Source organism: Streptomyces sp. NPDC050743 (assembly GCF_044456925.1).
Lineage (GTDB): Bacteria > Actinomycetota > Actinomycetes > Streptomycetales > Streptomycetaceae > Streptomyces.
The window spans coordinates 149,541-168,407 of sequence record NZ_JBITGJ010000009.1 but is presented as its reverse complement, the minus strand read 5'-3'; the positions used below and the strand labels follow the sequence as shown (position 1 = coordinate 168,407).

The 18,867-nt window shown below is 72.3% G+C and carries 18 protein-coding genes; 11 read left to right on the top strand and 7 right to left on the bottom strand.

The features are described 5' to 3' along the window. Positions 1 to 9: 9 nt before the first annotated feature. Positions 10 to 1,380: a hypothetical protein gene (locus ACIBJF_RS13105; RefSeq protein ID WP_399173775.1), complete on the top strand. Its 1,371-nt coding sequence runs from the start codon at positions 10 to 12 to the stop codon at positions 1,378 to 1,380. A gap of 96 nt (positions 1,381 to 1,476) precedes the next feature. Next, complete coding sequence (locus ACIBJF_RS13100; RefSeq protein ID WP_356303156.1) at positions 1,477 to 1,635, top strand: hypothetical protein; 159 nt, start codon at positions 1,477 to 1,479, stop codon at positions 1,633 to 1,635. 73 nt (positions 1,636 to 1,708) lie between these two features. On the opposite strand, the gene ACIBJF_RS13095 is transcribed toward ACIBJF_RS13100, so the two are convergent. Genes ACIBJF_RS13095 through ACIBJF_RS13085 form a run of 3 tightly spaced genes read right to left on the bottom strand, consistent with a single transcriptional unit; the run spans position 1,709 to position 4,655 of the window. Further along, positions 1,709 to 2,662, bottom strand: coding sequence for a 3-oxoacyl-ACP reductase (locus ACIBJF_RS13095; protein ID WP_399173774.1), 954 nt, complete (start codon positions 2,660 to 2,662; stop codon positions 1,709 to 1,711). 14 nt (positions 2,663 to 2,676) lie between these two features. Further along, on the bottom strand, positions 2,677 to 3,753 hold the full coding sequence (locus tag ACIBJF_RS13090) for a Zn-dependent alcohol dehydrogenase (protein WP_399173773.1): 1,077 nt from the start codon (positions 3,751 to 3,753) through the stop codon (positions 2,677 to 2,679). 26 nt (positions 3,754 to 3,779) lie between these two features. Then, positions 3,780 to 4,655, bottom strand: a complete 876-nt coding sequence (locus ACIBJF_RS13085; protein ID WP_399173772.1) for a MaoC/PaaZ C-terminal domain-containing protein — start codon at positions 4,653 to 4,655, stop codon at positions 3,780 to 3,782. Between the two features lie 255 nt (positions 4,656 to 4,910). Between ACIBJF_RS13085 and ACIBJF_RS13080 the strand changes: the two genes are divergently transcribed. From ACIBJF_RS13080 to ACIBJF_RS13070, 3 genes are read left to right on the top strand one after another with little or no spacing between them, the layout of a single operon-like run. Next, positions 4,911 to 5,873 carry an ATP-binding cassette domain-containing protein gene (locus ACIBJF_RS13080; protein WP_399173771.1) on the top strand — a complete coding sequence of 321 codons (963 nt, stop codon included), beginning with the start codon at positions 4,911 to 4,913 and terminating at the stop codon, positions 5,871 to 5,873. Beyond that, positions 5,873 to 6,589, top strand: coding sequence for an ABC transporter permease (locus ACIBJF_RS13075; RefSeq protein ID WP_399173770.1), 717 nt, complete (start codon positions 5,873 to 5,875; stop codon positions 6,587 to 6,589). Before ACIBJF_RS13080 ends, ACIBJF_RS13075 begins: the two co-directional genes overlap by 1 nt. A gap of 18 nt (positions 6,590 to 6,607) precedes the next feature. After that, complete coding sequence (locus ACIBJF_RS13070) at positions 6,608 to 7,879, top strand: sensor histidine kinase (protein ID WP_399173769.1); 1,272 nt, start codon at positions 6,608 to 6,610, stop codon at positions 7,877 to 7,879. On the opposite strand, the gene ACIBJF_RS13065 is transcribed toward ACIBJF_RS13070, so the two are convergent. Together ACIBJF_RS13065 and ACIBJF_RS13060 are read right to left on the bottom strand one after the other, a co-directional pair. Next, positions 7,857 to 9,425: an alpha-L-arabinofuranosidase B gene (locus tag ACIBJF_RS13065; protein ID WP_399173768.1), complete on the bottom strand. Its 1,569-nt coding sequence runs from the start codon at positions 9,423 to 9,425 to the stop codon at positions 7,857 to 7,859. The two genes, ACIBJF_RS13070 and ACIBJF_RS13065, sit on opposite strands and share 23 nt — an antisense overlap. A gap of 163 nt (positions 9,426 to 9,588) precedes the next feature. After that, on the bottom strand, positions 9,589 to 10,362 hold the full coding sequence (locus ACIBJF_RS13060; protein WP_399173767.1) for a methyltransferase domain-containing protein: 774 nt from the start codon (positions 10,360 to 10,362) through the stop codon (positions 9,589 to 9,591). Between the two features lie 63 nt (positions 10,363 to 10,425). Between ACIBJF_RS13060 and ACIBJF_RS13055 the strand changes: the two genes are divergently transcribed. Continuing rightward, positions 10,426 to 11,067 (top strand): response regulator, encoded by a 642-nt coding sequence (locus tag ACIBJF_RS13055; RefSeq protein WP_399173766.1) that lies wholly within the window; start codon positions 10,426 to 10,428, stop codon positions 11,065 to 11,067. A 73-nt stretch (positions 11,068 to 11,140) separates the two neighbouring features. On the opposite strand, the gene ACIBJF_RS13050 is transcribed toward ACIBJF_RS13055, so the two are convergent. Further along, a complete protein-coding gene (locus tag ACIBJF_RS13050) occupies positions 11,141 to 12,571 on the bottom strand; it encodes an MFS transporter (protein ID WP_399173765.1) in 1,431 nt (476 codons plus the stop codon). A gap of 209 nt (positions 12,572 to 12,780) precedes the next feature. Between ACIBJF_RS13050 and ACIBJF_RS13045 the strand changes: the two genes are divergently transcribed. The 5 genes from ACIBJF_RS13045 (at position 12,781) to ACIBJF_RS13025 (ending at position 18,238) form a co-directional block, all read left to right on the top strand. After that, a complete protein-coding gene (locus tag ACIBJF_RS13045; protein WP_399173764.1) occupies positions 12,781 to 14,523 on the top strand; it encodes an MFS transporter in 1,743 nt (580 codons plus the stop codon). Between the two features lie 93 nt (positions 14,524 to 14,616). Next, positions 14,617 to 15,267: a class I SAM-dependent methyltransferase gene (locus ACIBJF_RS13040; RefSeq protein WP_399173763.1), complete on the top strand. Its 651-nt coding sequence runs from the start codon at positions 14,617 to 14,619 to the stop codon at positions 15,265 to 15,267. 22 nt (positions 15,268 to 15,289) lie between these two features. Next, positions 15,290 to 16,246 carry an N-acetylmuramoyl-L-alanine amidase gene (locus tag ACIBJF_RS13035; protein ID WP_399173762.1) on the top strand — a complete coding sequence of 319 codons (957 nt, stop codon included), beginning with the start codon at positions 15,290 to 15,292 and terminating at the stop codon, positions 16,244 to 16,246. A gap of 116 nt (positions 16,247 to 16,362) precedes the next feature. Further along, positions 16,363 to 17,112 (top strand): hypothetical protein, encoded by a 750-nt coding sequence (locus ACIBJF_RS13030; protein ID WP_399173761.1) that lies wholly within the window; start codon positions 16,363 to 16,365, stop codon positions 17,110 to 17,112. A 106-nt stretch (positions 17,113 to 17,218) separates the two neighbouring features. Beyond that, positions 17,219 to 18,238 (top strand): LLM class F420-dependent oxidoreductase, encoded by a 1,020-nt coding sequence (locus ACIBJF_RS13025; protein ID WP_399173760.1) that lies wholly within the window; start codon positions 17,219 to 17,221, stop codon positions 18,236 to 18,238. On the opposite strand, the gene ACIBJF_RS13020 is transcribed toward ACIBJF_RS13025, so the two are convergent. Further along, positions 18,235 to 18,804, bottom strand: a complete 570-nt coding sequence (locus ACIBJF_RS13020; protein WP_399173759.1) for a hypothetical protein — start codon at positions 18,802 to 18,804, stop codon at positions 18,235 to 18,237. The two genes, ACIBJF_RS13025 and ACIBJF_RS13020, sit on opposite strands and share 4 nt — an antisense overlap. Between the last annotated feature and the right edge of the window lie 63 nt (positions 18,805 to 18,867).

The following is an 18,867-nucleotide window of genomic DNA, read 5'->3' as shown; positions in this document are numbered from 1 at the left end:
GACCGAACGATGACGGCCTGTGCGATCGAACCCCCGCCCACGGGCGGGGCCGATGGTGCGCCGGGGACGGCGTTCGCCGTGACGGCGGACGGCGCGTACGCGGCCCGGCTCGCCCCGGCCGGGGACTGCTGGTTCCCGGAGCGCTGGACGCTGGACGGCCCGGAGCCCTACGCGGTGCCGTTGCCCGGCAACCAGCCGGAGGAGCCCGGCACCGAGGTGCAGCCCCTGTCCGACGGCCGGGTGCTGATCCACCGGCTGGTCGAGCACCGGCACGCCTTCTCGCTGCTGTACCCGACCGGGCCCGGCACCGGCGAGCTGCCGCTGGGCGCGGTGGAGTGCCCCGAGCCCGGCACCCGGCTCACCCTGCTGCCGCCCGCCCCGGGAGGCCTGGGGGCGTACGCCCTCGCCGTCGGGCCGCGGTCGAGTGCGGTGTGGCTGGTGGCGGGCGGGGCGTTCGGGCCCGAGCGGCTCGCCGAGGTGCCGGGCCGTTGTTCGGGCGGGATCTGGCTGGACCGCGCCGGGCGCATGCTGGCGCTGGACCGGGAGTTCGACGGCGGGCCGGTCAAGACGGTCGTGGTGGACCTGGAGCGCGTGGAGGTCTCGCCACTGCTGCAGATCGCGGCCGGGAGCGACGACCTGCTGCTGCTCGCCGAGCCCGACAGCGGGCTGCTGCTCATCTCCTCCGACGCGCCCTCGCCGGGGCAGGAACGATTGGGCTGGGGCGTGCTCGGCAGCACACTGCCGGTGCGCTTCCCCGAGAGCCTCAGGGTGCCGGACTGCGCGCTGACGCCGTTCGCGATCCAGCCCGGGCAGGTGCTGATGCCGGAGAACTGCGCGGTGGCGCTGCGCGTCGACGGGCCGTCCGGCAACAGCTGGGTGGGCGTCTGGCGGCCGGCGGAGCGGCGGATGAGCCATCTCCCGCCGCCCAGGGGATGGCTGACCGGGGCCGGGCTGTGGACACGGGACGGGGTGCTGCGGCTGCCGTACGCGACGGAGGAGACTCCGTGCGGCGTGGCGGAGCTGACGGTGCCCCGGGGGGAGACCGCCGCGGGGAGCAGTACTGCCGCGGCGCGGGGGGATGCGGGCCCGGAGGGTCCGGTCCGGGACGGCACGGCTGCCGGGGCGCTCGGGGCGTCGCCGGAGCCGACGGCACCGGATCCTCCGGGACCTGCGAGCAGGCAGGCTGAGGTCCCTGCGAGGCGGCACGCTGCGGATCCCCCGAGGCGGGGCGCCTGGGAGCGCGTGGGACGGATCGGGGAGCCCGGGGGGCCGAATCCCCCGGAATCTCCGGAGCCTGCGGAACCAGGGATTCCGGACCCCTCCGCGACACGTCCGGTGCCGTTGCAGCAGGCGCCTCTGGGACGTCTTGTAACGAACTAGTGCCGGTTGGCGTGTGCGCCTGGATTCGGCCCGTGGTGTGCCGGTTACACTCGCCCGGCTGTACGAAAGATCATGTTGACGGGGTGAATACGTCCGATGAGCGACACGAGCACGAAGGACCAGCTGTCCGCCGACTCTCACGAGGCTGCCGGCCACGGCCGGCACCGGGGCCCGGTCGCGGCCCAGGAGAGCGAGTCGGCTCCGCACGGCCGGCACCGCAAGCCGGCCGAACAGACCGCGGAGGCGGCTGCCTGACGGTGGTGACGAGCAGAGGGGGCGTCCGACGGGCGCCCCCTCTGCTCGTCCGGAAGTCTCCTCGGCGCTCTCCTCAGCCCCGTTTGAGTCCCAGCACCTCGGCCGCCGCGAAGGTCTCCCCCGGCGGCCGGTCCGCGTAGTGCGGGGTGAGGAGCGCGTCGAGTTCGTCGTACGTGAACGTCTCCTGCTTGCTGTCGAACTTCGCGCGCACCCGCGGCCGTTCGACGATCGCGACCATGCCGCCGTGCACGACGAGCAGCTGGCCGTTGATCCCGGCGGCGGCCGGCGAGGCCAGGTAGCCGACGAGCGGGGCGACATGCTCGGGGGCCAGCGGGTCCAGTCCCTCGTCCGGCCGCTCGAACCCGGCGAAGACGTCCTCGGTCATGCGGGTCCGGGCGCGCGGGCAGATCGCGTTGGCCGTGACGCCGTACTTGGCGAGGGCGAGGGCGGTGGAGGTGGTCAGGCCGACGATTCCGCCCTTCGCGGCCGCGTAGTTGGGCTGTCCGGCGGAGCCGGCGAGGAACGCCTCCGAGGAGGTGTTCACGATCCGCCCGTACGCCTCCTCTCCCCCGGCCGCCTTGGACCGCTCCCGCCAGTGCGCGGCGGCGAAGTGGGTGGTGTTGAAGTGGCCCTTGAGGTGGACGCGGATCACCGCGTCCCACTCGTCCTCGGTCATGGAGAAGACCATGCGGTCGCGCAGGATGCCCGCGTTGTTGACGAGGATGTCGAGCCCGCCGAACTCGTCGATCGCCAACTGCGTCAGCTCACGGGCCTGTCGGAAGTCGGCGACGTCCCCGGTGTGGGCGACCGCCCGGCCGCCGTGCGCGCGTATCTCGGCGGCGACCTGTTCGGCGGGTCCCGCCGAGGCCTCCCCCGACCCGTCCCGGCCCGGCCGCCCGTAGTCGTTGACGACGACGGCCGCGCCGAGCCGGGCGAGTTCCAGGGCCTCGGCCCGGCCGAGCCCGCGTCCGGCGCCGGTGACGACGGCGGACAGCCCCTCCAACGGCCTCTCGGATGGCAGTGCCATGCCGCTCCCCGTCCTCAGATCTCGATGCACGTACGCAGGGCGGTCCCGGTACGCATCTGATCCAGCGCCTCGTTGATCCCGGCCAGGGGGACCCGGTGGGTGATCAGGCCCGCGAGGTCGACGCGGCCGGCCCGCCACAGGGCGATCGTGCGCTCGTAGGAGCGCAGCACGTCGCCGCCGCCGTACATGGACGGCAGGATGCGCTTCTCGTCGAAGAACAGCTCGAACATGTTCAGCCGCAGGAAGTCGTCCATGGCGCCGGCGCCGACCACGACGAGGGTGCCGCCGCGCCGGGTGTTCTCGTAGGCGGTGCGGGCGGTGGCCGACCTGCCGACGACCTCGAAGACGTAGTCGAAGCCCTCGCCGCCGGTGACCTGCTGCTTGGCGTCGGCCAGCTCCTCAGGCGAGACCGCCTTGGTGGCGCCGAACCTCAGAGCGGACTCGCGCCGGGAGGCGACCGGGTCCACGGCCACGATCTCGGCGGCGCCCTTCAGCCGCGCCCCCTGCACCGCCGAGATGCCGACGCCTCCGCACCCGATGACGGCGACCGACGAACCGGCCTCCACGTCGGCGGTGTTGAGGGCGGCACCGAGACCGGTGGTGACGCCGCAGCCGATGAGCGCGGCGATGTCGAAGGGCACGTCGTCCGGGATGGGAACGGCACACCCGGCGTCGACCACGACCTCCTCGGCGAAGGTGCCGGTGCCGGCGAAGCCGAAGACGTCACCCCCGGAGCGCCTGAAGTTGGGGGTGCCCGCGTTCATGAACCCGGCCAGGCACAGCTCGGTCTGCCCGCGCCTGCAGGCCGGGCAGGCGCCGCAGGCGGGCAGCCAGCAGATGACGACCCGATCGCCGGCCTTCAAGTGCCGTACGCCCTCCCCGACTTCGAGGATCTCGCCGGCACCCTCGTGGCCCGGCACGAAGGGGGCCGGCTGCGGCAGCACCCCGTTCATCGCGGACAGGTCCGAGTGGCACAGCCCGGTCGCCCGCACCCGGACCCTGACCTTGCCGGGGCCGAAGCCCACCGCCTCGACGTCGTCGAGGACCTCCAGCTTTTCCTGGCCGATCTCGTGCAGTACGGCTGCGCGCATGGTGCGGCTCCCCTCGATGACTGGTTTCAGGAGTGCTCTACGACGGTGTCCGCGAGGACCGGCGCGTCGCCCCGCTCGACGCAGCTCACCTCCACCCGGACGCTGCCCTCCTGCCGCCACATGCGGATGCGCAGGGTCTCCCCCGGGTACACGACGCCCGCGAACCGGGTGGTGTACGACCGCACCCGGCTCACATCCCCGCCGAGCAGCGTGTCCACGACGGCCTTGAGGGTGATGCCGTAGGTGCACAGCCCGTGCAGGATCGGCCTGTCGAACCCGGCGCGCTTGGCGAACTCGGGGTCGGCGTGCAGCGGGTTCCAGTCGCCGGAGAGGCGGTAGAGGAGGGCCTGGTCGGCGCGGATCGGGCGCTCGACGGTCCGGTCGGGTTCGCCGGCGGGGGGTTCGAGCCGGGTGGAGGGGCCCCGGTCGCCGCCCCACCCACCCTCCCCGCGTACGAAGATCTGGGCGTCGTTGGTCCACAGCGGGCCGTCGGCGTCGGCGACCTCGGTGCGCAGGACCAGGATGGCGGCCTTGCCCTTGTCGTAGACGGCGGCGAGCCGGTGGGTCGCGGTCGCCGTGCCCTCGGCCGGGATCGGGCGGTGGATCTCCAGCGTCTGTCCGCCGTGCAGGACCTTGGCGAGCTCGACCTCCACGCCGGGCATGGACAGCCCGCTGATCACGCCGGGTGCGCCGGAGCCCGCGACGGTGGCGAAGCTCGGCAGGACGTGCAGCCGGGACTCCAGGGTGTAGCGCAGCTCGTCGGGGTCGGTGGCGGGGGCGTCCTTGTCCGGGTGGGCTCCCGCGCCGATGCCGAGGTGGTAGAGCTGGACGTCCTTGGTGGTCCAGGAGATCTCGCCGGTCCGGGGTTCGGCCGCGAGGGCTCGGCTTGCGTCGATGGGCATAGGGCTCCTGACACTGGCGGTTCAAGACCCCGGTGCGGACGTCCGCACCGTCGGCCGCACCGAGGTCGCTACGGGCCGACCTAGAACGCGTTCCAGTCCGGCGCCCTCTGTATAGCCCAGCGCTCCACACTTGTGAAGGCTCCTGACGCTGCGTCAGCTCGCTTGCGGGCGGCTCCCGGACAGTGACATTTGTACTGCGCGAGTCCGTACATGCGCATCTGCCGGGAGCGGGGCCGGACTTCTAGCGTCGTAGGCATGACACAGACGGAGAACACCGCCGTGTCCTTCACGGGGGCGGTCAAGACGTACGGCGCGGTGCGCGCCGTGGACGGCGTGGACCTGGAGATCGGTACCGGACAGACGGTGGCCCTGCTGGGCCGCAACGGCGCCGGCAAGTCGACCACGATCGGGCTGCTGCTCGGGCTGTACGAGCCCGACGCCGGCGCGGTGGAACTGTTCGGCACGGCGCCCGAGCGCTCGGTGCGCGCGGGGCGGGTGGGCGCGATGCTCCAGGACGCCCGGCCGGTGCCCCGGGTCACCGTGGGCGAGCTGGTCACCTTCCTGGCCTCCCGCTATCCCGCGCCGATGCCGGTGGCGCGGGCGCTGGAGCTGGCCGGCATCGCCGACCTGTCCGGGCGCCGGGTGGACCGGCTGTCCGGCGGGCAGGTCCAGCGGGTGCGGTTCGCGCTCGCGCTGGCCGGCGACCCGGCACTGCTGGTCCTGGACGAGCCGACGGCGGCACTGGACGTGGAGGCCCGGCACGCCTTCTGGGACTCCATGCGGACCTACGCCCGCCGTGGCCACACCGTCCTGTTCTCCACCCACTACCTTCAGGAGGCGGACGCGCACGCCGACCGGATCGTGGTCATCGACCGGGGCCGGATCGTCGCCGACGGCACGAGCGAGGAACTACGGCGCGCGGCGGGCGGCAACCTGGTCGCCGTGGACCTGGCGGGCCGGGACGCGGAGTCCTTCGGCCTGCTGCCCGGGGTCCGCTCGGTGGAGGTGCGGGGCGACCGGGTCCGGCTGCGCACCGAGGACTCCGACGCGACGGTGACGGCGCTGGCCGGGCTGGGGGCGATCCGGGGCCTGGAGGTGGCTCCGGCTTCACTGGACGACGCGTTCTTGGCACTGACGGCCGGTGGACGCGCCCCGAACGCACGCGCGGAACTGCGCGAGCAACCGATGACGCCCCGCACCCGAACGGAAACAGTCTGATGCTCGCCTACGTGAGGCTCGAGATCCGCCGCACCCTACGGGACACCGGCTTCGTCATCGGCGGCATAGCCATGCCGGTGATGATGTATCTCCTGTTCACCAACCTCGGCGACAGCGACGGGGGTTGGAAGACCACGGCCATGGTCGGCATGGCGGCCTACGGCGCCGTCGGCTCGGGCTTGAACACCGGAGGCGCCGTCGCCGAGGACCGTGCGACCGGCTGGCTGCGCCAACTGCGCGTGACCCCCATGACCCCACGCGAGGTGGTGATCGGCCGCACCCTGACCGGCGTGGTGACCGTGCTGCCCTCGATCGTCGCGGTCCTCGCGGCGGGCGGACTGGTCAACGGCGTACGGCTGGCGGCCGGCCACTGGGTGGCGATCGCGCTGCTGCTGTGGCTCGGCTCGATCCCGTTCACCCTGCTCGGCCTCGGCAACGGCTACCGGCTGACCGGGCCGAGCACCGGGGTGGTCAACATGGTCTGCAATCTGGGGCTCGCGGTGATCGGCGGCCTGTGGTTCCCGGTCAGCCTGTTCCCCGGCTGGCTGCAGGCGTTGTCGGCGTACACCCCCACCCATCGGTTCGCCCAGCTGGGCACCGCCGTATCCGAGGGGCACGCGCCGGGGGTCGGTGCCATCATCGTGCTGACGGCTTGGCTCGTCCTGTTCGGTTCGTACGCTGTGCTGTCGTACCGCCGTCGCGCGGGGACCATCTGACCGGGGGAAACATCGGACATGACGTGGGTATGGGGAGTTCGGTGCCAGCTACAGGCCCTTCGGGTCGAGCGGCACCGGTGGCGGGCCGAGCACGAACGATTCAAGGCCGCGCAGCGGGCCGCCCGGAAGGAGGGCAAGGAGCCGGACGTCGACCATCCGGGCCCGCCGCCCACCGGCTTCGCCCTGCTGCCCTGGCTGCTGATGGGGATGGGGTCCTTCTCCAATCTCCTGCAGGGCAGGACCCCGAACCCGTGGATCGGCGGCCTGGGTCTGTTGACCTTCAACACCCTCTACATCTACGTCACCTTCCGCTCCTTCGACCGGCAGAGGCGCGAGGCGGTCTCCACCCGGGTGGCGCTGCTCGTCATGGGCCTCGTGACCACGGGCCTTGCGCTCGGCTACGGCGGCAACTGGCTGCTGTTCTTCCCGCTGCTGGGGCTGGCGACGGGTGCGGCGCTGCGCGGTCCGTGGCTCGGCCGTACGGGCGTGCTGCTGGCCGCGTACGCGGGTGCGATCTCCGCTGTCCGCGACGCCTCGGAGGCGGTGAACATCGCCTACGGCACCTTCCTCTCCAGCATGGTGACCGCCGCGATCCTCAGCCTGTCCGAGGCGGTGCGGGAACTGCGCGCCGCCCGCGAGGAGCTGGCGCGGCGCGCGGTGGAGAAGGAGCGGCTGCGGTTCTCGCGGGACCTGCACGATCTGCTCGGGCACACCCTGTCGGTGATCGTGGTGAAGTCGGAGGCGGCCCGGCGGCTGGCCCCGCGCGACATGGACGCGGCGCTGGGCCAGATCACGGACATCGAGTCGGTGGGCCGGCAGGCGCTCACCGAGATCCGCGAGGCGGTGACCGGCTACCGGGAGGGGAGCCTGGCCACCGAGCTGACCCGGGCCCGCTCGGCGCTGTCGGCGGCGAGTGTGGAGCCGGTGGTGCGGCAGTCGGGGGCCCCGCTGGAACCGCAGACGGAGGCGCTGCTGAGCTGGGTGGTGCGCGAGGCGGTGACGAACGTGGTCCGGCACAGCGACGCGGGCCGCTGCGAGATCACCGTCGACAGCGGCGCCGAGCGGGTCCGGCTCACCGTCACCGACAACGGCAGCGGCAGGGCCGTCAGCCGGCCCCAGCAGGGCATCGGCGGCACCGGGCTGAAGGGGCTCACCGAGCGCCTCGCGGCGGCGGGCGGCTCGCTCACGGCCGGCCCGTCGCCGCGCGGCGGTTTCACGGTGACCGCCGAACTCCCGGTGGAGTCGGCCCGGTTCGCCGAGGCGGCGGCTACGGCGCCCAGGGCGCGCTGACCGCCCAGGTGACGTCGTCGGTCCAGGACGTGCTGCTGTCGAAGTCGTTGGACCCGCCGTCGCTCGCTATGTACAGGGTGTGGTTGTAGTGGCGCAGGTAGCGCGTCGGGTAGTTGTACGAGGCGAACGAGGTGCCGGTGCCGCTCTTGCCGGCCTGCGGACAGAAGGTGGCGTCGGCCCGGAACAGGGCGGTGCCGTCCATGGGCTGGCGGTAGAGCCTGAAGTTGAAGTGGCGCAGGTAGTCGCCGGGGTAGTTGCGTGACTCGAAGGAGACGCAGGAGCTGTCGGCGAGTCCCCTGCGGACGATCCAGGTGGCGTCGTTCTTGTCCAGGCCGGAGCTGCCGGAGGTGATGGCGGAGATGACGCCGGCGTTGTTCTGGTGGCGGACGTAGTCGGCGGTGCAGCAGGAGGTGGTGGCGCGCAGCGAGATCTCCGAGCCGGAGCTCAGCGTGCCGGCGCTTCCGGTCGCGCCGCCGTAGCCGACGGAGACGATGTTCGTCTGGACGGCGTCGTCGGCGGCGTCCGTCGGGATGCCGGAGGTCATGACGCCCTCGAAGAACGAGCCGATGGAGCCGTTGCTGTTGTCGCCGCCGGTGCCGAGGACGATCGCGCCTTCCTGGTGCATCGGCGAGTAGCCGCTCGTGGTCGGCTCACCTCCGGAATAGGTGGTCGTGAGCCCACCGGATTGCGCATTCCCCCATTTGAGCGCGAAATGGTTCTGGCCGTTGTTCTTGAGCAGCGCGGTCACGAACGGCAGGGGGCCGGTTCCGGTGTTGGCGGAGTTCTTGCTGTAACCGGCGTCGGACTGGAACAGCCCGTTCTCCAGGTCTGCCTGCACCCAGGGGCCCTGCCCGTAACAGGGGGAGAACCAGCACTCGGTGCCGAAGTTGATGGCGTCCATGTGGCCGTTGCCGGTGTCCTTGTTGTTGGTCTCGGCGTTGCCGTAGTCGAAGCAGCAGGCGCCGTTGACGTGGGTGCCGGAGGTCACCATGTACATCCCCTCGGCGGCGCCGTTGGTGGCCACACCGGAGGTGGAGTTGTCCCGGTAGCCCATGCCGGCGGAGATCTCCAGGCCGTAGGCCTGGTGGCCGCCGACGGTCACCGGCAGGGCGTCGGCGGGCGCCCCCACATCGGCCTTCCCGGCCCCGCCCGCGCCCTCGATCGTGAGGTCGTTGTGGCGGGAGGACTGGTCGTAGATCTTGGTGATGATGCAGGTCGTGCCGGAACAGAAGGAGTCCTGGGCGGCCGCGTCGGCGTATCCGCCGGCGGTCAGCAGCCCGATGTCCTTCGTGGCGCCGTCCGAGGCCCGCTGCACCTGGTAGAGCGAGCCGTTGTAGGTGGAGTACAGCGCCCGGACCAGGCTGTGCGCGGCGACGCAGGGGGTGCCCGCGGCGGCGTAGACGTCACAGGGCAGTGAACTCGCGGCGGCGGCCTGGGGCGCGCCGACGCCGACGAGCAGCGCGGCGAGGGTGGCGCAGACGGCGAGCACGGACAGGGCGGCGCTTCTCGGCCACCGGAGGCGGATGTGGGGGGATCTCACGGGCACGGTGCACCTCGGATTCTCTCGTTCGGTATATCGGACGCTGTTCGATCGAAATACCGAACCTATTCGACGGTGGAAATTGCTCGGATTCCTGGAAATGCAGGGGCGATTGTTCGAGTACCGCCGAAGACCGTCAACCCCCGCCGCACCGGCCGATGCCAAGTCTTTAATCGAGGGCGGCTGCCCGCGCCACGAGCAACGGCTGGAAGAAACCCGTCTCTTCGGGCATCAGCCAGGCGATGTCCGTGAATCCCGCACCGGCGGCGAACCCGGCGAGCCGCTCCCGCCCGAGCGCCCAGTAGGTGGCCCGGCGCACCCGGACCTCCCACTGCCCCTCGCCCGGACGCAGCTGGAAGTGCTCCAGGTCGTAGTGCTCGCCGTCCGCGTGCCACTGCCAGAGCTGGAAGCTGACGGTCCGCCCGGTGCCGTCGGCGGACTCGTGCACCTGCGGGGGCGTCGAGACCGGACGCTCGCGCAGCAGCTCGTCATAGGGCCGGGTACTGACGAGCAGCCGCCCGCCGGGCCGCAGCACCCGCCGCATCTCCCCCAGCGCGGCACGCACGTCCGGTTCCGTCAGGAGATGGGGCAGCGAGTTGTCGGCACAGACCACGGCGTCGAACCGGCCCCCGGGGAAAGGCAGTCGCCGCATGTCTGCACCGGCGGTGGGCAGAGCCACCCCGCGCCGGGCGGCCTCCCGCCGCGCACGGGCGGCGGCCCGCACGCTCAGGTCGGTCCCGACCATCCGGTGACCCCGCAGGGCCAGCCCGATGGCCTGTGTCCCGATGCCGCAGGAACAGTCCAGCACGGCCGCACCCGCCCGGCCGACCAGGGCGTCCAGCGCGGCACCCTGCCTGCGGAGGCTCGTCTCCCAGTCCGGGTAGATCAGGTGGTAGTCGTCGGCCAGCTCGTCGTAGAAGCGCGCGGTCGAGAACTCGGGCACGCAAGCGAGGCTAGCGTGCCGGGAGCCGCGGTGGGCCGGAGTTTCCGGCCGTAACCTGAGCCCATGAACGAGATGCCCCGGGAGCACCGGACCACCAAGTCCATTCGGGTGCTGCTCGCGGAGGACCAGGGCATGATGCGGGGGGCGCTCGCGCTGCTGCTCGGCATGGAGGAGGACATCGAGGTGGTGTCCCAGCTGGGCTCGGGCGACGCCATCGTGGACGCCGTGCTCACCCACCGGCCGGACGTGGCCCTGCTGGACATCGAACTGCCGGGCATCAGCGGGCTGGACGCGGCGGCCGAGCTGCGCGAGCAGGCGCCCGACTGCCGGGTGCTGATCCTCACCACCTTCGGCCGGCCCGGCTATCTGCGCCGGGCCATGGAGGCAGGGGCGGCCGGGTTCCTCGTCAAGGACGGGCCCGTCGAGGAACTGGCCGCGGCCATCCGGCGCGTGCTCACCGGGGAGACCGTCGTCGATCCCGCGCTCGCCGCCGCCGCGCTCAGCGCCGGGCCCAGTCCGCTGACGGCCCGCGAGTGCGATGTGCTGAAGGCCTCGGTCAACGGGGCGACCGTCGCCGACATCGCCGCCAAGCTGCACCTGTCCGAGTCCACCGTCCGCAACTACCTCTCCTCCGCGATCGGCAAGACGGGCACCCGCAACCGGGCGGAGGCGGTGCGGGAGGCCCGGCAGCAGGGCTGGCTGTGATCGGGGCCTTCGCCGGGCGTGGACCCGCTCCGAAAGGAGTCCAAGGAGTCCAGGGACGGCCCGGACCGTTGCCTCACGTCGAGGAGATCCTCCGCGGCAGCCACAGCAGCATCAGCACCGCCCCGCCCACCAGCACCGCCGTACTGGCCCGGAAGGCCAGCGCATAGCCGTCGGTCAGCGCCTCGGGGCCGTGCCCGCCGTCCGTGCCGGCCGCGGCGACGGTCGACATCACGGCCAGCCCGAGCGAACCGCCCATCGTGCGCGAGGTGTTGATCAGCCCCGACACGACACCGGCCTCGCCCGGAGCCGCCCCGGACGTGGCAAGGGAGGCGAGCGGGGTCGCCGCGAGACCCGCGCCGAGCATCATCAGGATCCCCGGGACCATGATCGCGGTGAGGTACGCCTCGTGCGCGCTCATCGTCGACTGCCAGCCGAAGCCGGCCGCGGCTACCAGGGTGCCCAGCACCGCCACGGTCCGCGGGCCCGCGAGCCGCATCAGGCGCGGCGCCAGCTTGGAGCCGACGACCACGGACAGCGAGCTGGGCACCAGGGCGACTCCGGCCTCCAACGGTGTGTAGCCGAGGACGTTCTGGGCGTAGAGGGTCATGAAGTACCACATGCAGAACATGGCCGAGCCGGAGAAGAACATCGCCGCGTTCGCCGCGGCGACCGAGCGCAGCCGGAGCAGGCCGAGCGGCATCAGCGGGGCCGCCGTACGCGCCTCGACCAGCAGGAAGAGGGCGATGAGCGCCAACCCGGCGAGCAGCGGCAGCAGCGTGGCGGCGGCGGTCCAGCCCTCGGCCTCGGTCTGCGAGATGCCGTAGGCGAGGGTCGCGAGGCCCGCCGTGACCAGCAGCGCGCCCGGCAGGTCCAGGCGCTGCCCGTCGCCGGCCCGGCTCTCGGTGAGCCAGAGCACCGAGCCGGCCAGCACCAGCGCGCCCACCGGCACGTTGATCAGCAGCACCCAGCGCCAGGAGAGCACGTCCACGAGCACCCCGCCGACCAGTCCGCCCGCGGCCCCGCCGCCGGCGCCGACCGCGGTCCAGGTGGCGATCGCGCGCGCCCGCGCCGCCCCCTCCAGCACGGCGGACGTCAGCAGGGTCAGCGTCGAGGGGGCCAGCACCGCCGCGCCCAGTCCCTGCACGGCCCGTGCCAGCAGCAGCTGCCAGCCCTCCTGGGCGAGGCCGCCGCCCAGCGAGGCCAGCGTGAACAGGCCGAGGCCGACGAGGAACATCCGCTTGCGCCCGTACAGGTCGCCGGCCCGCCCGCCGAGCAGCATGAAGCCGGCGAAGGCGATGGCGTACGCGTTCACCACCCACTGCAGGCCGGACGCGGTCAGGCCGAGACCGGACCGCATCGACGGCAGGGCCACGTTCACCACCGACACGTCGAGGACTACCAGGAACTGCCCGGCACAGGCGAGCGCCACCACCAGCCAGGTCGGCGCGGTCGTACGGCGGGCTATCACGGGCGTGGTGTCGGCGGCTTCCAGCATGGGTGTCATGCTCTCAACCCGGTTACGGTCCTTGCATCAGCATTTCGGACCACGGGTGCCTCGGCCGTGCGTCCTACACCCCTCGCGGCATCGCCCTGACGCGAAATCAGAAACCCATGAGCTGGTCAAGGATTCATTAGAGGCCCGAAGCAACGGAATAGTTGCCTGTGCATACGAGGTTTACCCAGCACTGATCGCTACGGGGAGGCCTCGACTCCATGACTCACACGACGACCGACCAGCCGGCCCGGAGGGCGGGCGGTGCCGTGGTCCCGGTGCTCGCCTTCGCGGGCATCGTCGTCGCGGTGATGCAGACCCTGCTGGTGCCGGTCATCAAGGACCTGCCGCAGCTGCTGGACACCGCTCCCTCCAACGCCACCTGGGTCCTCACCTCGACCCTCCTGTCCGGCGCCGTGGCCACCCCGATCATGGGCCGGCTCGGCGACCTCTTCGGCAAGCGGCGGATGCTGATCCTCAGCCTCGCCGTGATGGTGGTCGGCGCCCTGGTCAGCGCGCTCACCAGCCAGCTGCTCACCATGATCGTCGGCCGTACGCTGCAGGGCTTCGCCATGGGCGCGATCCCGCTCGGCATCGGCCTGATGCGGGACATGCTGCCGCGCGAGCGGCTCGGCTCGGCCATGGCCCTGATGAGCTCCTCGATCGGCGTCGGCGGCGGCCTCGCGCTGCCCGCCGCCGCCCTGGTCGCGCAGCACACGAACTGGCACGCCCTGTTCTACGGCGCCGCCGGCCTCGGCGCGCTGTCCATCGTCCTGACCCTGCTGGTCGTGCCCGAGTCCCCGATGCGGGCGGAGGGCTCCTTCGACCTGCTGGGCGCGCTCGGCCTGTCCACCGGCCTGGTGCTGCTCCTGCTGCCCATCACCAAGGGCAGCGACTGGGGCTGGTCGTCGGGTACGACGCTCGGTCTGTTCGCCGCGGCGGTCGTCGTCCTCATCCTGTGGGGCCTGTTCGAGCTGCGGGTCAAGGCGCCCCTGGTCGACCTGCGCACCACCGCGCGCCCGGCCGTCCTCTTCACCAACCTCGCGTCGATCATGGTCGGCGTCGCGTTCTACGTCGTCTCCCTGGTCCTGCCCCAGCTGCTCCAGCTGCCCAAGGCCACCGGATACGGCCTCGGCCAGTCCATGGTCGTCGCGGGCCTGTGCGTGGCCCCGCTGGGCCTGACGATGATGTTCACCGCTCCGGTGTACGCCCGGCTGTCCGCGAAGTACGGCCCGAAGACCACCCTCATCATCGGCCTGCTGATCATCGCGCTCGGCTACGGCGGCGGCCTCGGCCTGATGGACGCGGCCTGGCAGACGATCGTCACCTCCGTGGTCCTCGGCGCGGGCATCGGTCTCGCCTACTCCTCGCTGCCCGCGCTGATCGTCGGCGCGGTCCCGGCCTCGGAGACCGGCGCGGCGAACGGCCTCAACACCCTGATGCGGTCCATCGGCACCTCGGTGTCGAGTGCCGTCATCGGCATGGTGCTCGCCAACACGGCGCAGAACGTGGGCGGCGTCGCGATCCCGACCATGCACGGCTTCCGGGTGTCCTTCCTGATCGCCACGGCCGCGGTGGCGGCGGGTCTGCTGTTGGCCCTGTTCCTGCCGAAGGCCTCCCGGCCGCAGCAGCACACGCAGCTGCGGGCCAGCAGCGAGGAGGACGCCGTGCTGGAGCGGGCCGAGGAAGTGCTGCGGGGCTTCCGGGGGCGGGTCCTGGGTGCCGACGGTGCTCCGGTCGCTCGCGCCAAGGTCACGCTGATCGACCGGCGGGGACGGCAGGCGGGGGCGACCGTCTCCGACGAGGACGGCGGCTATGTGCTCGCCGTGCCGGCTCAGGGGGCGTACGTGCTCGCCGCGAAGGCCTCCGGCCATGGGCCGCTCGCCTCTGCCGCCACGCATTCCGGTGAGGAGCGGACCGTCGAGCTGGATCTCTCGCTGCCCGGAGAGGTTGTGAGCGCCTAGCGCCCGGGGCGTCTGCCGCACCCCCAGTCGAAGAAGCGGCCGGGGGTGCGGCAGCATGGGCCCCTGAACAGCCGTACGACCGAGAGGCCCCCTATGACCGCCGCCCCCAAGCCCGAGATCCTGGCCGCTTTCGAGGCGGCCAAGGGGTTCATGCCCACGGATGAGGGGCTGGCGTTGTACGCGGCCGCCGTGGAGGCGGGGCGGCTGGGGCTGCCGTTGCTGGAGGTCGGGACGTACTGCGGGCGGTCCACCGTGCTGCTCGCCGACGCGGCCCGTGCGGCCGGGGTCACGGCGCTGACCGTGGACCACCACCGGGGCAGTGAGGAGCAGCAGCCCGGGTGGGACTACCACGACCCCGAGACCGTCGACCCCGAGGTCGGGCTGATGGACACCCTGCCGGCCTTCCGGCGGACGCTGTTCAAGGCGGGTCTGGAGGAGCACGTGGTCGCCCTCGTGGGGCGCTCGCCGCAGATCGCCGCCATCTGGAACTCCCCGCTCGGTCTCGTCTTCGTCGACGGCGGGCACACCGACGAGCACGCGGGCGCCGACTACGAGGGCTGGGCGCCCCATGTGGCCGAGGGCGGACTTCTGGTCATCCACGACGTCTTCCCGGAGCCCGAGGACGAGTTCACCGGGCAGGCTCCGTACCGCGTCTACCTGCGGGCACTTGAGTCCGGGGCGTTCACGGAGGTCTCGGTGACCGGTTCCCTGCGTGTCCTGCGGCGAACGGGGACGGGTATCTGAGTCCCCGGTTAGAGTCGCAGACGTGTCGTACCTAGGCCCGGAGTTCGATCCCCCGCAGCCGCGCCGGCCCCGGCGCGGCCCGCTGACCGTGGCGCTCGCCGCGCTCGTGCCCGGTGCGCTGCTCGGCTGGGTGGTGTACGAGGCGGTGGGCGGCGGCAGCGGTCACGGCGGCGTGCGTACCGCCTCCGCCGCTCCGGCGTCCGGTATGTCCGCCGCGCCCTCCCCGTCCGCCCGCTCGGCTTCCCCCTCCGCCGCCGCGACGGACGACGGCAAGCGGCCCTCGGGAGGTTCCGCGTCCGGCCCGCTCAAGGGCAAGGTCGTCGTCATCGACCCCGGGCACAATCCGGGCAACTTCCAGCACACGGCCGAGATCAACCGCAAGGTGGACATCGGCACGAACCGCAAGGAATGCGACACCACCGGGACGTCCACCAACGACGGTTACACAGAGGCCCGTTTCACCCTCGACGTCGCCCACCGGCTGCGCTCGCTGCTGGAGAAGCAGGGCGCCACGGTGAAGCTGACCCATGACGGCGACAGCCCGGCCTGGGGGCCGTGCGTGGACCAGCGGGCGAGGATCGGCAACAACGCGCACGCCGACGCCGCCATCTCCATCCACGCCGACGGATCGGCCCAGGGCAACCGCGGCTTCCATGTCATCCTGCCGGGCTCGGTGCACTCCGGCGCCGCGGACACCCGCCGCATCGTCGGACCCTCGCACGACCTCGGTGTGCGCGTCGCCGGGAACTACCTGCGCGACACCGGCGAGCCGCCGTCCAACTACCTCGGAAACGGTACCGGTCTCGTCACACGCACGGACCTGGGCGGTCTCAATCTGTCAACGGTTCCCAAGGTGTTCATCGAGTGCGGCAACATGCGCGATAGCAAGGACGCGGCACTGCTGACCAGCGGCGCCTGGCGGCAGAAGGCGGCGCAAGGGATCTCTGAGGGAATCGTGAGTTTCCTGCGCGGTTCGTGACCGGCGGGCGGAACCGGCCGGACAGCCGGATCTTGCGGACGGTAGTGTCTACCGACGACGAGACGACTCACGAAGGACCTGAAGTGAATATCCGCTCCCTCACTAGAGGCGATGGCGTGGCGATCGGAGCAGCGGTGGTGCTGTTCATCGCGTCGTTCCTCACCTTCCAGAGCTACTCCGCGTTCGGCTCCTCGGCCAGCCGGAACGCGTGGGACGACCTGGGCATGGGCCTGGGTATCTACATGGGCGCGGTCATCGGTGCCGTCCTCATCGTCGTCAACCGCTGCCTGCCGCAGCCCCGCAAGGTGCTCGGGCTCGACCTCGGCCAGGTCGGCGCCGCGTTCCCGGTCCTGGCGGCGTGGACGCTGCTGTGGTCGCTGATCGACACACCGGACGGTGTGAGCGTCGGTGCCGGTCTCATCCTCGGTCTCATCGCCGCTCTGGTCCTCGCCGGCGCCGCGATCGCCACCCCGCTCTCGCCGCCGCTCCAGGCCGCCCTGATGCCGGCCCCCAAGCCGGTCGCCCCGCAGCCCTACGGCGCCCAGCCGCCCGGTGGTTACGGCTACCCGGGCGCCCAGCCGCAGCAGCCGTACGGCGCCCAGCCGCAGCCGGGCCAGCCGTTCGGGCAGCAGCAGGGCGCTCCGGCGGCCACGCAGCCGCCCGTCGGTGACTTCTCGCCGTTCTGGTTCGCCGTGCCGGTGACCCGTCCGCTGTTCGCGGAGGACGGCTCGCCGGCGCCGATCGCCGAACTGGCGCCCGGCACCTGGTACTTGGCCGTCGAGCAGCGCGGTGCCGCGCTGGTCGCGCAGACCCAGGACGGCCGCCGCGGCGTCCTGCAGGACACCTCCGGCATCCAGCGCGGCTGAGCCCCGCGCAACCGGCGCGCACGGCCCCTCGCCCTTCCGGGCGGGGGGCCGTTGTCGTACAGTCGCCTCCCGGCAGCAAACTGACGAATCGTCAGGAGGCAGGCGCATGCGGCTCGGTCTCGCACTCGGCTACTGGGGACGCGGCCCGGACGCCGGTCATGTGCCGCTCGCCCAGGAGGCGGAGCGGCTCGGCTATCACTCGGTGTGGACGGCGGAGTCCTGGGGCTCGGACGCCTTCACCCCGCTGACCTGGATCGCCGCACAGACGTCAACGATCAGGCTGGGTACGGCCGTTGCCCAGATGGCCGCCCGCTCGCCGACCACCACCGCGATGCACGCGCTCACCCTGGACCACCTCTCCGGCGGGCGGATGATGCTCGGGCTCGGGCTGTCCGGTCCGCAGGTGGTGGAGGGCTGGTACGGCCGCCCGTTCCCGACGTCGCCGCTGACCGCGACCCGGGAGTACGTGGACGTCGTACGGCAGGTGCTGCGGCGCGAGGCGCCGGTGGCCTCCGGCGGACGCTTCCACCCGCTGCCCTACCGGGGGCCGGACGGCACCGGGCTCGGCAAGCCGCTGAAGCCGATCACCCACCCCCTGCGGGCCGGCCTGCCCGTCCTGCTCGGCGCCGAGGGCCCGAAGAACGTGGCCCAGACCGTCCGCATCGCCGACGGCTGGCTGCCGCTGTACTGGGCGCCGAGCCGGCCCGAGGTGTACGGGGACGTGGTGCGGGCGCTGCCGGAGGGGTTCGTGGTGGCTCCGATGGCCCGGGTGAAGGTGTGCGACGACGTGGCCGAGGGGCTGCTGCCCGTGAAGGCCATGCTCGGCTTCTACATCGGCGGGATGGGCCACGCCGCCCGCAACTTCCACGCCGACCTGATGGCGCGCATGGGGTACGAGAAGGAGGCCCGGCGGATCCAGGAGCTGTTCCTCGCCGGGCGGCGCCAGGAGGCGGTGCTGGCCGTGCCGGACGCCTTCGCCGACGAGATCTCCCTGGTCGGCCCCCGCGAACGCATCGCCGAGCGGCTTGAGTTGTGGCGTGCGGGCCCGGTGACGGACCTGCTGGTCCTGTCACCGGACCCGCACTCCCTCAGGGTGCTGGCGGAGCTGAACTCCCGGCTGCGCTAGCTGCCCTTGGCGAGCTCGGAGGCCGACGGCACCTTGTTCTTCACCGGGGCGCCGGCGCTGCTGCCCGCGTCCTTGACCTTGTTGATCACGTCGTCGAAGGAGCCGGCCGCTTTCGTGTCACCGCTGCGGAGCTTGGCCGGCAGGCTCTTCAGGGCCGCGATGCCGGCGCTGATCGGGGCGAGGGCCTTGGCCAGCTTCGGGTCGCCCTGGGCGTTCTTCTCGGCGGCCTTGAGGCGGTTGTAGGTGAAGGCACCGGCCAGACCGGCCTTCACCAGGGCCGACTTGCGGCCCTTGGCGCCCTTCTTGAACTTGCCCGCCTTCCAGGGCTTCACGATCCACTGGTAGGTCGCGCCCGCCGCGAGGCCGGCGTTCGCCACGAACCGGGTCTTGGCGAACTTCTGCCGTTGCGCGGACGTCGTCGGGCTGGGGGTGTCGGCGGCCGGGACGGCCTGGACCGCCGCGGTGTCCTCCGCACTGCTCTTCTCGCTGCCGCAGGCGGTGGAACCGGCCAGCAGGGCGCAACTCAGCGTGAGCGCCACGACGAGGCGCCGTATGGGTACGGGCACGGGGTCCTCCGGACGTGTCCTCCCCGAGCGGACTGCTTCCTCCGGCAGCCTCACCCAGGACTG

What these genes read in the sequence shown, in the direction of transcription:
- ACIBJF_RS13105 (WP_399173775.1), top strand. Translation starts at nt 10, where the DNA reads ATGACGGCCTGTGCGATCGAACCCCCGCCCACGGGCGGGGCCGATGGT.
- ACIBJF_RS13100 (WP_356303156.1), top strand. Translation starts at nt 1,477, where the DNA reads ATGAGCGACACGAGCACGAAGGACCAGCTGTCCGCCGACTCTCACGAG.
- ACIBJF_RS13095 (WP_399173774.1), bottom strand. Translation starts at nt 2,662, where the DNA reads ATGGCACTGCCATCCGAGAGGCCGTTGGAGGGGCTGTCCGCCGTCGTC.
- ACIBJF_RS13090 (WP_399173773.1), bottom strand. Translation starts at nt 3,753, where the DNA reads ATGCGCGCAGCCGTACTGCACGAGATCGGCCAGGAAAAGCTGGAGGTC.
- ACIBJF_RS13085 (WP_399173772.1), bottom strand. Translation starts at nt 4,655, where the DNA reads ATGCCCATCGACGCAAGCCGAGCCCTCGCGGCCGAACCCCGGACCGGC.
- ACIBJF_RS13080 (WP_399173771.1), top strand. Translation starts at nt 4,911, where the DNA reads ATGACACAGACGGAGAACACCGCCGTGTCCTTCACGGGGGCGGTCAAG.
- ACIBJF_RS13075 (WP_399173770.1), top strand. Translation starts at nt 5,873, where the DNA reads ATGCTCGCCTACGTGAGGCTCGAGATCCGCCGCACCCTACGGGACACC.
- ACIBJF_RS13070 (WP_399173769.1), top strand. Translation starts at nt 6,608, where the DNA reads ATGACGTGGGTATGGGGAGTTCGGTGCCAGCTACAGGCCCTTCGGGTC.
- ACIBJF_RS13055 (WP_399173766.1), top strand. Translation starts at nt 10,426, where the DNA reads ATGAACGAGATGCCCCGGGAGCACCGGACCACCAAGTCCATTCGGGTG.
- ACIBJF_RS13050 (WP_399173765.1), bottom strand. Translation starts at nt 12,571, where the DNA reads ATGACACCCATGCTGGAAGCCGCCGACACCACGCCCGTGATAGCCCGC.
- ACIBJF_RS13045 (WP_399173764.1), top strand. Translation starts at nt 12,781, where the DNA reads ATGACTCACACGACGACCGACCAGCCGGCCCGGAGGGCGGGCGGTGCC.
- ACIBJF_RS13040 (WP_399173763.1), top strand. Translation starts at nt 14,617, where the DNA reads ATGACCGCCGCCCCCAAGCCCGAGATCCTGGCCGCTTTCGAGGCGGCC.
- ACIBJF_RS13025 (WP_399173760.1), top strand. Translation starts at nt 17,219, where the DNA reads ATGCGGCTCGGTCTCGCACTCGGCTACTGGGGACGCGGCCCGGACGCC.